Annotated in this window: 12 protein-coding genes; 5 read left to right on the forward strand and 7 right to left on the reverse strand. The window is 62.3% G+C overall.

All coding sequences use genetic code 11. The features are described from left to right. Window positions 1-309: 309 nt before the first annotated feature. Entirely contained in the window at window positions 310-636 is a 327-nt protein-coding gene (locus JOZ76_RS18505) for a hypothetical protein (protein ID WP_291700527.1), read from the forward strand. Window positions 637-651: 15 nt separating this feature from the next. Here the strand turns inward: JOZ76_RS18505 and JOZ76_RS18510 are convergent, their stop codons facing one another. Next, on the reverse strand, window positions 652-1,209 hold the full coding sequence (locus JOZ76_RS18510) for a hypothetical protein (RefSeq protein WP_291700529.1): 558 nt from the start codon (window positions 1,207-1,209) through the stop codon (window positions 652-654). Window positions 1,210-1,366: 157 nt separating this feature from the next. Between JOZ76_RS18510 and JOZ76_RS18515 the strand changes: the two genes are divergently transcribed. Continuing rightward, complete coding sequence (locus tag JOZ76_RS18515; RefSeq protein ID WP_291700531.1) at window positions 1,367-1,948, forward strand: SDR family NAD(P)-dependent oxidoreductase; 582 nt, start codon at window positions 1,367-1,369, stop codon at window positions 1,946-1,948. 271 nt (window positions 1,949-2,219) lie between these two features. On the opposite strand, the gene JOZ76_RS18520 is transcribed toward JOZ76_RS18515, so the two are convergent. From JOZ76_RS18520 to JOZ76_RS18545, 6 genes are all read right to left on the reverse strand, one after another. After that, window positions 2,220-3,359, reverse strand: a complete 1,140-nt coding sequence (locus tag JOZ76_RS18520; RefSeq protein WP_291700533.1) for a hypothetical protein — start codon at window positions 3,357-3,359, stop codon at window positions 2,220-2,222. A 606-nt stretch (window positions 3,360-3,965) separates the two neighbouring features. Further along, on the reverse strand, window positions 3,966-4,991 hold the full coding sequence (locus JOZ76_RS18525) for a histone deacetylase family protein (protein ID WP_291700534.1): 1,026 nt from the start codon (window positions 4,989-4,991) through the stop codon (window positions 3,966-3,968). Between the two features lie 79 nt (window positions 4,992-5,070). Beyond that, window positions 5,071-5,832 carry an enoyl-CoA hydratase-related protein gene (locus JOZ76_RS18530; protein WP_291700536.1) on the reverse strand — a complete coding sequence of 254 codons (762 nt, stop codon included), beginning with the start codon at window positions 5,830-5,832 and terminating at the stop codon, window positions 5,071-5,073. A gap of 126 nt (window positions 5,833-5,958) precedes the next feature. Further along, window positions 5,959-7,332, reverse strand: coding sequence for a TolC family outer membrane protein (locus tag JOZ76_RS18535; protein WP_291700549.1), 1,374 nt, complete (start codon window positions 7,330-7,332; stop codon window positions 5,959-5,961). Between the two features lie 70 nt (window positions 7,333-7,402). Further along, window positions 7,403-10,561: an efflux RND transporter permease subunit gene (locus JOZ76_RS18540; RefSeq protein WP_291700538.1), complete on the reverse strand. Its 3,159-nt coding sequence runs from the start codon at window positions 10,559-10,561 to the stop codon at window positions 7,403-7,405. Between the two features lie 4 nt (window positions 10,562-10,565). Then, a complete protein-coding gene (locus tag JOZ76_RS18545) occupies window positions 10,566-11,798 on the reverse strand; it encodes an efflux RND transporter periplasmic adaptor subunit (RefSeq protein WP_291700540.1) in 1,233 nt (410 codons plus the stop codon). A gap of 903 nt (window positions 11,799-12,701) precedes the next feature. On the opposite strand from JOZ76_RS18545, the gene JOZ76_RS18550 reads away from it, so the two are divergent. The 3 genes from JOZ76_RS18550 to JOZ76_RS18560 all read left to right on the forward strand — a co-directional run. Further along, a complete protein-coding gene (locus JOZ76_RS18550) occupies window positions 12,702-13,016 on the forward strand; it encodes a hypothetical protein (RefSeq protein WP_291700542.1) in 315 nt (104 codons plus the stop codon). 175 nt (window positions 13,017-13,191) lie between these two features. Beyond that, the gene (locus JOZ76_RS18555) at window positions 13,192-13,866 is read left to right on the forward strand and encodes a response regulator transcription factor (protein ID WP_291700544.1); all 675 of its coding nucleotides are present in this window, start codon (window positions 13,192-13,194) and stop codon (window positions 13,864-13,866) included. A gap of 1 nt (window position 13,867) precedes the next feature. After that, the coding region (locus JOZ76_RS18560) for a sensor histidine kinase (protein ID WP_291700547.1) at window positions 13,868-15,150 on the forward strand (1,283 nt) is incomplete at its 3' end.

Raw genomic sequence — 15,150 nt, forward strand, 5'->3', positions numbered from 1 at the left:
CGCGATGGTTTTAACGGTGTCCTTCGTGCTCTCCCTGGGGACCGGGCTTTGTTGCCCCCATCGTCAGCGAGATCATCTCTCGCCGACTTGACACCAGCGTCGGGGTGTCAGGACCACACGACTTCTTCGTCCGCAACAGCATCACTCGTCCGCGCAAACATTGCGCGCTGACACCATCGCGTCCATCGCATCCCGCCTCACGTGTCGTGACGATAGCGCATACGCCCCTCTTGCCGAGGCGGGACGCCTTACACAAGCACAAATTCCCGAAAAACGGAAGACAAATATTTTTCGCGGCAGGACTGGACAGTGGAATCAGCGTTGAATCCGTTCGCGAAATTCGATTTTTCGAGCACGAACTTTTTCATTCCGGCAACTGGCGCGCGCACCCGAAGAGAGATCGAACCTCAACTGATTCGCCGGTCGGGCGTGATCACCGAAGACGACCCCAAAGCTCCGCCATATTTAGCGCCCCTTTCGATCCGGTTTTTCGGCGAGAAGACGTTCGCTCGGCGAAGGGAATTGATTGCGCCTGTGCCGCGGGCTGCCTTCCCGAGGGCAATGTCCACGGCCGGTGTACTCCAGATAGCTGCCGACTTGCTGCACCGCCGGATTTCGACAGCCCTGGGCACATAAGCGGACCGACTTGGCTTAGGCGAACTGGTCCGCAGGCGTGATCGGGACTATCTTGTGCGCCCGGAACAGCTCTTCGAGAGACTGCCAGTCTGCCAGCACGGTGCGATACATCCATCGATAATAATACTTGTTGCGGGCGATCTCTTCCGCACGCTCCCGTGTCATGAACTGAGAGGCTGTCTCGATTTCCAGCCAGTTCACGAGCAGGTGCAGATATGCCGAGTATTCATCATCTGCGCCCTCTGGAAACCCGGTCGGCGCTTGCGGATAACGGTTCCTTAGCTCAGCAATCAGCGGCGACTCCGGTCCCGCACAGCCCAATCTCTCTTCATACCAGTGCATCTGCTCGTGCAAATACAGAGCTAAGATTTCATCGGGATTGTAGACGAAAGTATTGAGCGTCAGAATCGGATGACTGTGGGGTATCTCGGTCGGTGCAACTCTGACGTGCTTTGTAAACTCGAAACGTCGTATGTCGTGTCGCTTCCGCCAATCCTTTAGGCATTCAATGATCTTTTCCGCCCGCGACTGGGCCATTGACAGGTCGATTGAGTATTGAACGTCATCGTTCATCGCGGGAGCTCCCAGTCGTCAGGTTGACTGCGACAGTCCGTAACATTAGGTTTGGTTCGGCTGCAAGGAGGCATTAGCGGGCTGCGGGCAAAAACCGCGCTCGTTTTTTGCCTATGGAGGAGATGTGGCAAATAGCCTTCGCGATCGAGCTTCCGCGATGCCGGCCTATCCAGATATGCAGGGGAAGGTTGTGCTTATCACCGGGGGTAGTAGTGGTATTGGTCTCGCCACCGCAGGCGCGTTTGCACGTCAGGGGGCAAAAGTTGTGATCGCAAGCCGGAGGGAAGCCACCGCTAAAACTGCGCTCAAGCAGCTTGCGGTGCTGGGCGATGCACACTGGTTCCCGGTTGATACGACTGACGGCAAGGCTGTCCGGCGTTTGATGGATGCGATCATGAAAATGCATGGTCGCCTCCACTACGCATTCAACAATGGCGGCGGTGCAGCCTACTCCGCGGCAAAGCACGGCGTGATCGGCCTCACGCGCAGTGCCGCACTGGAGCATGCCGCTCAAGGTCCTCGCATCTGCGCTGTTGCGCCCGGATGGATAAACACCCCTCCCGTCGCCAACTGGATGAAGCGAGACGAGGACGTGGCCAAGGCGATCACGAGGCAGACGCCTCGTGGAAGCATAGGAACAGCGGATGAGGTCGCCGCGGCCGTGCTGTGGCTCTGTTCGGAGGCCAGCTCATTTGCTGTGGGAACGGTCTTAGCAATCGACGGCGGTTATCTTGCCTAAGCCAGGCCCAAGCCTGAACGGCTGCGGCTCCATGGCTCAGGCTATCTCACGTCCGGTGCCGAAAGTCTCACCCGGAGCAAGTATGGTCTGCACTACCTCAGATAGCTGACATCGATTTTAGCCGTGATGATTTCTCAGTCGGGCCAACACCGGAAGTGATCACGTGACCGCTCTACTGGATCGCCTCGTCGGCCACCGGCGTTCCAAACGTCATTGAGGTAGCATCTTCACCATTTTTAACATAGCTCGCCGCGACCAATGCCCGCTTTCTTCAACCAACAAAACTCGTAATTGCCTTTAGCATTCTGTCACTAAGTAACCCACAAAGAAGACCTATGAACATTGCAGAGCGCCAACTTATTGTTTTGAATCGATCCTTGAACTCAGTCATTTCAAAGGAGTTGTAGAGCACAACCGATAGAATCACTGCTACAACAGAATTTTTCAGAAACCTCGGGGATAGCGGCGTATCGCTGAGCGATTGCGAAAGAGAGCTAACGTCGGAGAGTGTCGCCGAATCTGGTAAGCCGAAATTGTTCAAAATAGTGCCCAGAAGGCCGAATACCGCAGCGAAAGCGGAAAGCGCAATCGGGCTAGGCGTTACATTAAACGATGCGGATCGACTCAAAATTCGCTCGACTGTGCGACCACTGCTGGCTGCGGTCGATAGCTTGACTTCGAATGCAGCGGTATATGATACGATGGATGAAAGCTTACGTCTCGCCTTGAATATAAATACCTGTTCAAACGTTTCGCCTGGCAATATCTGGGTCACGTACTGCGGCTTCAAGAAATTCGGATCAATTTGCTCAATCGCAGCCATCCGATCTATTTTCGCCGTCGCGAGTTCCTTCATTACGGGAAAATTCTGCTGCAGAGCGCTGTCCAATTTAGACAGACTGGCACGGGCGACGTCCGCCGATGTGATTGGAAAGTCCATTCTTTGGATCGCTTGCGACTGTTGCCGTGCGAACAATCGAAACCGACCGGTGATAACGTAATAGTAGATCATTACTAAGCTTTTGAGTCGAAATTGGGCGCGTAAGCTTTCCATGTAGTTCTTGGCAAACTCCTTTCTGAACGCCTCAGAACCGGTGATATATAATGTTCTAAAAAGGTATCCAATTTCGGTTCTAAGTTGATCGTATTCTAGTTTGAGATCGATCAAGGATGTATTTTCGGTCTTTTCCATCGTTACGCCCGAACCCAGGCGATAGTTGATAGCGAGCAGGTTAACGGCGCTATCGGTTTCATTCTCGAGTCTCAAATGGGACGCAAATTGTCGCGCTCGCAAATCGTTCTCGACTATTTCGATTTCCAACGAAACGTTTCCCGTGGATTTGGTCGGCGGCCGCTCTTCCTGGTGCAGAGCGGATTTGCTCGGATATGGCACTGCTGGTTGATCTTGCATGGTCAGGCGCTCCGAAGTTCGGGCCTTTCCGCATGTCCGCCAACATCGAGGCTACCGCTCGCGTATCCGGCCAAACCCTGAGAAGCGCGAGCGCGCGCTCCTTGCTCCCAAAGCATCGTTCTCGCGTCATTGTCGATAACGCCAAAGACACGAGCAAGGGCACGTTGTCGCTTGCCCATTGGCGGGGGGCCGCTCGTTTTATTTTTATGAATTTCGGCTGAAGGGTGTGTGAGCTATTTCACACTTGGTGGGTTTTTCGTTCGGCAATTGGCGAACTGCCGGGCTCAAATTTGCCGTTTCCCTGTCGGATGACAACTTGGTCCGCTATCTCCAGATCGTCTTTTCGCGATTGCTAAAGCAGACACAACTGCACAACTCGAACATGGTCACCTCGACTTCCGCTGAGGGTCAGAGTCGGAAATGCAGAACTGCGCTGAGGTGGTCCGCTCTCACTTCGTGTGCTGACGTCGATTCCATGTCTAGTCGGGCGGGCACTCCGGGCAGTTCGTAGGGTGGGCAAAGCGAAGCGTGCCCACCATCCAGCATCGGCTGCTGATAGAAGGTGGGCACGGCGCTGCGCACCCTTTGCCCACCCTACGGCGGCGACTACCTTGCCGTCTGGAATCCTCCGAGCACTGCGGTCAGATTCGCGCCGAGGATATCGGAGAGATAGCCGCCCTCCTGCACCAGTACGGTGGGCAGGCCGATCCGCGCGATGGCTTCGCCGATGCGGCGGAAGCCATCGGTGGTCACCGCAAGGCCGGCCAGCGGATCATGTTCCGATGCATCGAGGCCGAGCGCGACAACCAGCGCGCCCGGCGCAAAAGCATCGATCGCCGTCGCCGCACGATCGAGCGCCTGCATGTAGCCGTCGTCTCCGGTTCCGATCGCCAGCGGAATATTGAGATTGGTGCCGCGAGCCGCGCCATCGCCGCGCTCATGCGAAAAACCCCAGACGTAGGGATAGTACGCCGCGGGGTCGGCGTGGATGGAGACCGTGAAAACATCGCCCCGTTCATAGAAGATGCCCTGCGTGCCGTTGCCGTGATGCACGTCGACGTCGAGGATCGCGACGCGTTCATGTGTGAGCCGCAGATGCGCTGCCGCGATCGCGCTGTTGTTGAGAAAGCAGAAGCCGCCGGCCATGTCGCGGTAGGCATGGTGACCGGGCGGACGGCAGAGCGCATAGGCCGCATCCTCGCCGTCGCGCACGAGTTGGGCCGCCGTCGTTGCGACATCGCTCGCGGCACAGGCGCCCGCCCAGGTGCCAGGCCCGATCGGACAGGCGGTGTCGGCCGTGTGCCAACCGAGCTTGCCGACGATGTGCGTGGGGTAGGTCGCGGCGTGGCGCACGGGATGGATATTGGCGATCATCTCCGGTCCGGAATCGCCGAGCGCCGACCAGGCGTCCCAGGCCTCGCTAAGGAAGCTCAGATATTCGGGACTGTGGATTCTTGCGCGCGGCCCCTGCCCGAATGCCGTGGGCGCGACGATCTCGTGGCGCCCCGCCTTCAGCCCGGCAAGCAGGCGGTCGGCGCGCTCGGGCTGCTCGGTGGTGCGCTTGACCACGCCGCGCACGAGAAAGAATTGCGGATCGTGGCTGCGATGCAGTTCGCTGTAGACGGCCTTCACGCCTGGCACTCCTGCTGGCGACCCATGCCTCTGCGCGCTCGCGCCGTCGCGCGCGACGATCTCGGCGCGTACGACGTCATTACCTTTTCCTGCGTGACAAAAAATTTTCGAAGGCGGCGACGGCATCCGCCGAGCGCATCCGCTCGGCAAACACATGCTCTTCCTGACCGATCCGGCGCAGCAGATCCTCGGTAGGCAGTTTCAGAAGCCTCCTTGCGCTCGCCACCGCCTCCGGCGACAACGCACAGATCTCGCGCGCCGCCTTGCGCGCCTCGTTGAGGGCGTGGCCGGTCGGAACCACCACGTTGACGAAGCCGGCCCCGCGCGCGTCTTCCGCGCTCATCGAGCGCCCCATCACCAGCATCGCGAAGGCGCGCTGGTGGCCCGCCATGCGCGGCAACAGCAGGCTCGAGGCTCCTTCCGGCACGAGGCCGAACTGCACGAACGGACAGGAAAACGACGCCGTGGCGCCGGCGAGCACGTAATCGCAGTGCAGGACCATGGTCGCGCCGATGCCGACCGCAACGCCGTCCACGGCCGCGATCAGAGGCTTCTTGTTGTTGACGAGCGCCTGCAGGAAGATGATCGGCCCCCTCGGTGTGGCCGGATCAGGTTCTGCCCTCGCAGCATCGAGAAAATCCCTGATATCGACCCCGACGGTGAACACGCCCGCACGACCGGTCAGGATCAGACAGCGGATCGCGGGGTTCGACTGCGCCGAATTGATCGCCTCGCCCATGGCGAGAAGCATCTCCTGCGTCAGCGCGTTCTTCTTTTCCGGCCGCCGCATGGCGATGGTGCGGGTCTGCTCTTCGTCCGTGACAATGATGTGGCCAGTCATGTTGCCTCGCGGAGCCCTCCCCGTGGACGGTTCGACCTGACGGCAGCTTGCGATGTTTGGCCTTCTTCATCAACCCCGCGATGACGCCGCAGACCTGCATCGTCAGGGCGGCAGGGCAGATGGGCCTCACTGCCCCGAGGGCGTCCTGAGGCCATGCCAGGCATCGCGGACCTGGTGATAGTGAACCTCGGGAAGATAATCCGGCGTTGCGAGGTTGAGATTGTGGACGTCGAGCCGGCCGACCGCGCCGAGCAGCGTGTAGGAGGCAATCACCCGGTCGCGCTGCGCCGTGATCTGCCGCGTCCTTGCGTTGGTCAGGTCCTGCTGCGCGTTCAGCACATCGATCGTGGTGCGCTGGCCGCCCTGGTTCTCGCGCCGGACACCTTGCAGTGCGACATCGGCGGCATGCACCTCGGATTCCGCGGCCTTCAGCGCCACCTTGGTGCCCTCATTGGTCACCCAGGCGCTGACGACGGCGGTGCGGGTCTGGTTGCGGACCTGCTCCAGCACGAGCCGGCTCTGCGAGGCCATCTCCTTGGCCTGGCGGGTCTGCGAGGCCGCGGTGCCGCCGTCGTAGATCGGCACATTGACCTGGCCCAGGATGGAGGCCTGGTCGGTCGACGTCGTGGTCAGGCTGGTATCCGTCTCGACCGAGCGGCTGGCGCTGACCTGGGCCGATACAGTCGGCAGCAGGGCGCTTTCCGCAACCCTGATCGAGGTCTGGGCGACGTCGACATCGTAGCCGGCGCCAAGGACCGCCGGGTGTTCATGACTTGCCGTGTCGACGGCGGCAACCTGCGTCACCGGTGCCAGGCGGTCCACAGGCATGGCCGGCTGCAGATGTGACGGCGCATCGCCGATCACCTGCCGGTAAATTTCTTTGCTGATGGCGAGCGCGACCTCTGCGGCATTGAGGTCGGCCTGTCCGCGGCTCAGCCGCGCCTCGGCCTGTGCCGTGTCCGTCGGCGTCACGTCGCCGGCATTGAGGCGCCGTTTGGTCGTCGCCAGGATTTCGCGCAGCACGTCGACATTGGTGCGCTGGGACTCGTACAGCGCGTTGTTCGCCATCACGTTCATATAGGCGGTGACGGCGTCGAGCAGCACGCCTTGGCCGACATTGCGCAAGGCCTCACGCTCGGACATGACCTGAAACTCGGCGACACGGACGCTGTTGGCGGTCTTGTTGCCGTTGAACAGGACCTGATTGACCGTCACCCCGATGGTCCAGGGACGCAACGTCGCGGTCTGCAGCGTGTTGCCAGGGAACAGATCGCGCACGGCCTGAAGGCCGGCGGACAGGCTGGCCATGATTTGCGGCCGGTAACCGGCAAGCGCTTGCGGCACGTTCTCGTCCGTTCCGCGTTGCTTGGCGCGCTCAGCATTGAGCTGGGGACTGGTCTGATAGGCGCGCGCAAGCGCTTCCTCCAGGGTCTCGGCGCGAGCGGAGACCGGGAATGCCACACCGGCGATGACAATGAGCCACGCGCAGGCCTGCCGCAGTCCCGGATGGCGGGAACTCGGAAGCCCTGCGAAAGCGACCCTACTCACAATCCACCTCCCCACCGGCCGATCATTCGGCCGGTGCCAGATCACCTTCAGCGACAAGCCCTGCCCTTCGCCGTCGCGAGAACGTGGCAATCAGCGCGGGCAGCGTCAGGAGAATCACGACCGGCGCGACCATCATGCCGGCCACCACGACCACCGCCAGCGGCTTCTGCACCTGTGAACCGATTCCCGACGACAGCGCCGCCGGCAGCAGGCCGACGCCGGCCACCACGCAGGTCATCAGCACAGGCCGGAGCTGCAGCTCGCCGGTGCGCAGGATCGCCCGGCCTCGCTCCATGCCCTCGTCGATGAGCTGGTTGTACTGGGAGAGAATGATGATGCCATCCATCACCGAAATACCGAAAAGCGCAATGAAACCGATCGCGGCCGAGACGCTGAAAGGAATTCCGCTCACCAGGAGACCGACGACGCCGCCGAACACCGCCATGGGGATGACGCTCATGGTCAGCACGGTCTCGACCACGGAGCCGAAATTGAACCAGATCAGCATCGCGATCAATGCGAGACTGATCGGCACGACGATCGACAGCCGCTTGATCGCATCCTGCAGGTTGCCGAACTCGCCGACCCATTCGAGCCGCGACCCGGGCGGCAGCTGCACCTGCTCGGCGATCTTCTGCTGCGCTTCCTGGATGGCGCCGCCGAGATCGCGCTCGCGCACCGAGAATTTGATCGGCAGGTAGCGCTCCTGCTGCTCGCGATAGATGTAGGCCGCCCCCGACACCAGCTTGATCGAGGCCACCTCGCTGAGCGGCACCTGGGTGATGCCGTTCGGCCCCTGCGCGCCGATCCGAAGGTTCTGGATCGCTTCCGCGCTCTTGCGGTACTGCGGCGCAAGGCGGACGATGATGGGGAAATGCCGGTCGCTGCCCGGCTCGTAGAGATCGCCCGCGCTGTCGCCGCCGATTGCGGTGCGGATGGTCGTGTTGATGTCGCCGGGCGCCAGTCCATAGCGAGCGGCACGCGCGCGATCGATGTCGATCTGGATGGTCGGCTGGCCGAGCGAGGTGAAGACGGCGAGATCGGTGATGCCCTGCACCGTCGCCAGCACCGACTTGATCTTGCCCGCGGTATCGGTCAGGGCCTGCAGATCGTTGCCGAACAGTTTTATCGAGTTCTCGCCCTTCACCCCGGACACCGCCTCCGAGACGTTGTCCTGCAGGTATTGCGAGAAGTTGAACTCGACGCCCGGAAACTTCTCCTGCAACTGCGCCAGCAGCTGCGCGGTCAGTTCATCCTTGTCCTCCTTGGCCGGCCATTCCTTGGCGGGTTTGAGCGGCGCGAAAAACTCCGCGTTGAAGAACCCCGCCGCGTCGGTGCCGTCGTCGGGCCGACCGTGCTGCGAGACCACGGCCTCGACCTCGGGCCGGCTGCCGATCAGGCGGCGCATCTCGTTGACATAGGAATTGCCCTCCTGCAGCGAGATGGTCGAGGGCAAGGTGGCGCGGATCCACAGATTGCCCTCCTCGAGCTTGGGCAGAAATTCGAGGCCGAGCAGACGCACGGCGAGCGCCGTCATCACGATCAGCGCGGCGCCGGCGGCCAATACCAGCGGGCGGTTGCGCAGCGAGACCGCCAGCAGCGGCCGGTAGGCGCGATGCAGGACCCGCATGATCCAGGTTTCGGTTTCCCGGACATGCGCCGGCAGGATGATCGCGCTCAGCGCCGGTGTGACGGTGAACGTGGCGAGAAGCCCGCCGGCCAACGCATAGGCGTAAGTGCGGGCCATCGGGCTAAAAATATTGCCTTCGACGCCGCTCAGCGTGAACAGCGGCAGAAACGCCGCGATGATGATGGCGGCGGCGAAGAAGATCGATCGCGACACATCCGCGGCCGCCGTGAGGATGGCGTGATGCTTGATGTCCATGATCGTATTCGGCGCGATGGCGGCTTCCTCGGCCTCCGAAAAGGCTTCGGTGTGGGCGAGCCGGCGGAAGATCGACTCCACCATGATGACAGTGGAATCGACGATCAGGCCGAAATCGATCGCGCCGACCGACAGCAGATTGGCGGATTCTCCGCGCAGCACCAGGATGATGACGGCAAAGAACAGCGCGAACGGGATGGTGGCGCCGACGATCAGCGCGCTGCGCAGATCGCCGAGGAAGATCCATTGCAGTATGACGATCAGCACGATGCCGAACGACATGTTCTCGAGCACGGTCCTGGTCGTGGTCTGAATCAGGTCCTTGCGATCGTAGATCCGCTCGATGCGCACGCCCGGAGGCAGGATGGAGGAATTGTTGATCGTATCGACGAGCTTCTCCACCCGCTCGATGGTCGGCGAGCTCTGCTCGCCGCGGCGCATCAGCACGATGCCCTGGACGATGTCGTCGCTGTCGTTCTCACCGGCGATCCCGAGCCGCGGCTGTTCGCCCACGGTGACATTGGCGATATCCTTCACCAGCACCGGCGTGCCGCCGACCGATGCCACCATGGTGTCGGCGAGGGCGTCGACCGAGCGGATCAGGCCGACGCCGCGCACGACAGCCGATTGCGGCCCGATATTGACCGTGTTGCCGCCGACATTGATGTTGGCGTTGCTGATGGCCTGCAGCAGTTGCGCCAGCGTCAGGCCGTTGGCGACCAGCTTGTTGACGTCGACCTGCACCTCGTAGGTCTTGGTCTTGCCGCCCCATCCCGTGACGTCGATCACGCCGGGGACGCTGCGGAAGCGGCGCTGCAGCACCCAGTCCTGCAGCGTTTTCAGGTCGAGCACCGAGTAGTTCGGCGGCCCGACCAGGCGATAGCGATAGATCTCGCCGATCGGGCTCTGCGGCGAAATCTGCGGCTGGGCATTGTTGAGCAGCGGAGAGAGCTGCGACAGACGGTTCAGCACCTGCTGCAGCGCCTGGTCGTAAGTGTAGTCGAAGGTAAACTGCAGCTTGACGTCGGACAGACCGTACAGCGAGATGGTGCGGATGACGTTGAGGTTCTTGATTCCGGCGACCTGAGTCTCCAGCGGAATGGTGATGTAGCGCTCGATCTCCTCGGCCGACAGTCCCGCACTCTGGGTGACGATATCCACCATCGGCGGCGTCGGATCGGGATAGGCCTCGATGTTCAATTGCTGGAACGCGATCAGGCCGCCGATCACAATGGCGGCGAAAAGCCCGACCATCAGGAAGCGGCGGCTGACTGCGATTGAAACGAGACGGTCCATCGCTTCAGGTACCGGACGCAGCGCGATCGATGAACAGGCTGCCCTTGGTGACGACCTTCTCCCCGGCTTTCAGGCCGGAGCGGACCTCGACGAGGTTGCCGTTGGAAAGGCCGGTCTGGACGTCGCGCAGCTCGAGCGACCTGTCGTCGCTGGCGACCCACAGGCGGACGTGCTCACCCTCGTAGATCAACGCCTGCTTTGGCACGCCGACGGACGGATGATCGTCACCCGAAAAGATCGTCACATTGGCGAACATCTCCGGCTTGAACAGGTCGTCCCTGTTATCCATGGTCGCCCGCACCAGGAGCCGCCGCGTCGTCGGGTCGATCGCGGCCGCGACATAATCGATCTTGGCCTTGAAGGTGCGACCGGGCAGCGCGAGCACGGTGAACTCGATGTTCTGGCCGAGTCTGACATCGGCCGCTTCGCTCTCCCGCACGAAAGCGGTGAGCCAGACCGTGGAGAGATCGCCGATCACATAGGCCGGATCGCTGGCGCCGCTGTTGATGTACTGGCCGGGGCCGACCTTGCGCTGCACGACGAGACCGCCGATCGGCGAATAGATCGGCGTGTCGGCGCTGATCTGGCGTGTCTTCTGAAAGGTCTCGATCTGCTCTTCGGAGCGGCCGAGAATGCGCAGGCGATTGCGCGCGGCCTCGACGGCGGTTTCCGCCGCGTGCATGTCGTTCTGTGCGGCGGTCAGATCGGCCTGCGCCTGCTGCCAGTCCTTCAGCGGCACGGCCTTGCCGGCGTAGAGGTCGTTCTGCCGTGTCTCGACGATCTGCGCGAGCTTCAGCTTCGAGCGGGCGGTGTCGAGCGTCGAGAGCGCGGTGGCGAAATCGTTCAGGCCCTGCACGGTGTCGGTCGCCTCGATGACGAACAGCGGCTGGCCGCGTTCGACACGGTCGCTTGGCTTGACCAGCAGTTTGACGACCCGTCCGGCATAGGGCGAAAAAATCGGCGTCGAGATGTCCTCGTCGACGGCGATCTTGCCCTCGGTGATGTGCTCGGCGCGAAACGCGCGCTCGGCGACCGGCTCGAACGACAAATTGGCCCATTGCGCTGGCGTCGGCACGAAGCGCGAGGGAGACGCCTTCGACGCGGGCGACGAATTTTCCAGCGACCTGGCGCGATCCACGAACATCCGGTTCGCCCCAAAAATGCCGGCACCGAGCACGGCGGCCGCCATCAGCGCGACCGCAATGCTCCGCCGGCGCCTGTCCGCGGCGATACTCATCGTGACAATCTGCGCAACGACATAGGCACTCGCGCCGCCCCTCTGCTCGCCGGACCTTGCCAAAATCCGGCGCCCAAATTCCCCGCCGCCCTTCGTCTTATGGGCGATTTCGTGGCGCAGCAAGAGCGCATTCGCGGCAGCTTCACAAGCTATTTTCCAGCCCTTTCCTACAGCTCTCACACCGTTGATCGAAAATCATCGCGCCCGTGGCATCGAGTGGCCGCTTCGCGCCTTCATTTGTAAGGGTCATGTAATCTGTAAGGATCGTGTAAGGTAACGCCGTGCGGTATCGCACGCTCGTCGCTGCCGACGAATGTTCATGGCGGCGGCTCACGGAGGCGGAGCGCGCGACGCCGACGGTGTCACATGACCTTCATGTTGCGGCGTCGCCGCCGGCGACGATTGCCGCGGGATCGCCCTTTCACGTTGCGCGCGACCGGCCGGACCAAGCGGCGAGGTGACGGGCAAGCTCGCCCTCGTCACCTAAAGTGAAAATCAGAAATCCACATTCTTCTGAAATGCGGGACTTCGATGCGGCAGGCCTGCGCAGCGGAGTGGTCCCGGCAAGCGGCAGGTCGCGGCGAATCACCCTCCAAAGCCGACCCATGGACGAGCGAATCGCAGCCGCGTCCGGTTCGATGGGCGCACTCATTTTGACTAAAATCTTGGCCGTCCGCCTCTCGTCGTGGCAGGCTGTGGCCAAAAGCGCGGCACCCGATCAAGCCTGCGCCGATCTCGCCTTCGATTCCCGCCGCAGTTGAAGCCATGTCCGGCCGCATTGGTGATCTGAATCACCGGAATTCGGCCAAGCCTTGCCCTTACTATCGACGAACTATATCTTTGATATGCTCTCGCAGCGTGGCGTTGGCTGAAAGCAATTTGCTTCCTTAAGGTGGGTTGCGGGTGAAGACAGCAAAAAAAGACACTTCCGAACTGTCGACGGCCGTGTGGTTTGGCGGCCTGACCGTGCGGACGCTTTTCATTGCTGTCCTGGCGCTGATCACCACGCGCGTCGCCAGCCCCCAGATCGAGCACATCTGGTCGCTCTACGAGACTCCCGGCGATCTGGTTCGCGTCATCCTCGGTCTCGGCGTGTGCGTCTGGCTCGTCGTGCACATCTTCATCCTGCCGAAGGATCGTGCCGGCTATCGAACCTGGCTTTATCTCGGGGTCCTGCTGCTGCCCTTGTCGGTTCTCTGCGCGTTCATCATCTGGTAGCCTCGACCTCGCCGGTCCATTGTCGGCCGTGACCGCCGCGCCCTCGCGGCGCGATGCGCGTTTTGCTTGACCCCAGCCTTATGGGAACTGCGATTCGACAGTGAAGCGATTGCCGGCTATCGACGGCCGGATCCGCCGCCTTTCCGGCCGGGCGAGTCCTTTTGGGATCGCGGACATGCGGTTATTGATCGTCGAAGACAATGAAGAGCTGGCCGAGCTCCTGGCAAAGGGCCTGCGCGAGGCCGGCTACGAGATCGACGTGCTGTCGACGGTCGCCGAGGCAACGCGCGTGCTCGAAACCACGTCCTATGCGGCGCTGATCCTCGATCTCGGATTGCCCGATGGCGACGGGCTCGCGCTGCTGCGCGAGATCCGGCAGCGCAACAATCCGATTCCCGCGCTGGTGCTGACCGCGCGCGGCGGCCTGCAGGATCGCATTCACGGCCTGCGCAGCGGCGCGGACGACTATCTGGTCAAGCCGTTCGCGCTGGAGGAGCTGATCGCGCGGCTGGAGGCGCAGTTGCGCCGCCCCGGGCAGCTTTTGGGCAACACGCTCCGCGTCGCCAACCTGGAGTTCGATACGCGCAGCCGCCAGGCCTCGATCGACGACCAGCCGCAGGCGTTTTCCGCGCGGGAGACGGCCGTGCTGGAGCTGTTGATGCGCAGCAAGGGACGCGTGGTCTCCAAGAAGCAGGTCGAAGACCACATTTTTGGACATGCCGAAGACGTCGCCTCCAACGCCGTCGAGGTGTATGTGCACCGGCTGCGCAAGCAGCTCGCCGAGCGCGGCGCAAGAGTCCAGGTCCACACCATCAGAGGCGTCGGCTATTTGATCGCGGAGGAAAAATAGCGTGCCGCGCTTCAAGTCGATCATCTCCCGCATCGTCTTCCTGCACGTGGTCGCTGTCGTGATCACTTCGATCCTGATGTCGGTCGCGCTGTCCTGGCTCTTGAGCTACGCCACCAACAACATCCACAACACGGCGATGGAGGAGCAGGCGGTCGCGGTGGGCGAGCATCTGCGCAAGACTTCCGACGGGCGCCTCGAACTCGACCTGCCGCTCGACCTGCTCGGGCTCTATTCGCAGGAGTACGGGCGCTATTCGTATGCGGTGGTCGATGCCGGCGGCAAGGTTCAGTTCTCCTCGCTGAGGGACCAGGCCGCGCTGTTCCCGGCGGATCCCCGCGCGAGCGAGGTCACGTTCCTGCAGCAGAAGCGCGGCGAGGCCACGGTCTCCGGCGCCAGCGTTCGCAAGCTCGTCGGCGGGCAACCGCTGTGGATCCAGGCCGGCGAGGATCTCGGCAACCGCGATGTGCTGACCGACGACATCGTCGCCGACTTCTACAAGAATGTCGGCTGGATCACGCTGCCCATTCTTTTGATCCTCCTGATCATCGACATCGCGATTTTCCGCAGAGCGCTGCGGCCGCTGCGGCTGGCCTCGGAGATTGCCGAAAACATCGGTCCCGCGCGCCCGGGACTGCGGCTGCCGACCGACGAAATCCCGCAGGAGGTTCGCCCCCTGGTCGCCGCCGTCAACCAGGGGCTCGATCGCCTGGAAGAGGCGTTTCGGGTGCAGCGCGATTTCACCGCGGATGCCGCCCACGAGCTGCGCACGCCCCTCAGCGTGCTCCGGACGCGGCTCGACCTGCTCAAGGACCGCGACGCCATTAAGGCGTTGCGGCGCGATGTCGACGGCATGGCCCATGTGGTCAGTCAGCTCCTGGAGATCGCGGAACTGGACTCGTTCGTGGTCGATCCGCAGGAGCGTGCCGACCTCAGCTCGGTTGCCGCCGAGATTGCGGAGTTCGTCGCGCCGCTGGCACTGGCGCAGGGCAAGGACATTGCACTATCAGGTGCCGCCGAACCGGTCTGGGTGAAGGGCAACCGCGAGATGCTGGGCCGCGCGCTGCGTAACCTCGCCGAAAACGCCATCAATCACACCGCCGCAGGATCGACGGTCGAGTTCGTGGTCGAATCTGGTGGCGCGGTCAGCGTGCTCGACAGCGGCCCCGGCATTTCCGACGAGGAGCGCAACCTCATCTTCCAGCGTTTTTGGCGCCGCGACCGCCGCAAGGCCGGCAGCTCGGGCCTGGGTCTATCGATCGTGCAGCGCGTCGCCGAGCTCTATTC

The organism is Bradyrhizobium sp. (genome assembly GCF_019244115.1).
Taxonomy (GTDB): Bacteria; Pseudomonadota; Alphaproteobacteria; order Rhizobiales; family Xanthobacteraceae; genus Bradyrhizobium.

Coding starts and splice junctions, on each gene's coding strand:
- JOZ76_RS18510 (WP_291700529.1), bottom strand. CDS start 1,209: ATGAACGATGACGTTCAATACTCAATCGACCTGTCAATGGCCCAGTCG.
- JOZ76_RS18515 (WP_291700531.1), top strand. CDS start 1,367: ATGCCGGCCTATCCAGATATGCAGGGGAAGGTTGTGCTTATCACCGGG.
- JOZ76_RS18520 (WP_291700533.1), bottom strand. CDS start 3,359: ATGCAAGATCAACCAGCAGTGCCATATCCGAGCAAATCCGCTCTGCAC.
- JOZ76_RS18530 (WP_291700536.1), bottom strand. CDS start 5,832: ATGACTGGCCACATCATTGTCACGGACGAAGAGCAGACCCGCACCATC.
- JOZ76_RS18540 (WP_291700538.1), bottom strand. CDS start 10,561: ATGGACCGTCTCGTTTCAATCGCAGTCAGCCGCCGCTTCCTGATGGTC.
- JOZ76_RS18545 (WP_291700540.1), bottom strand. CDS start 11,798: ATGAGTATCGCCGCGGACAGGCGCCGGCGGAGCATTGCGGTCGCGCTG.
- JOZ76_RS18555 (WP_291700544.1), top strand. CDS start 13,192: ATGCGGTTATTGATCGTCGAAGACAATGAAGAGCTGGCCGAGCTCCTG.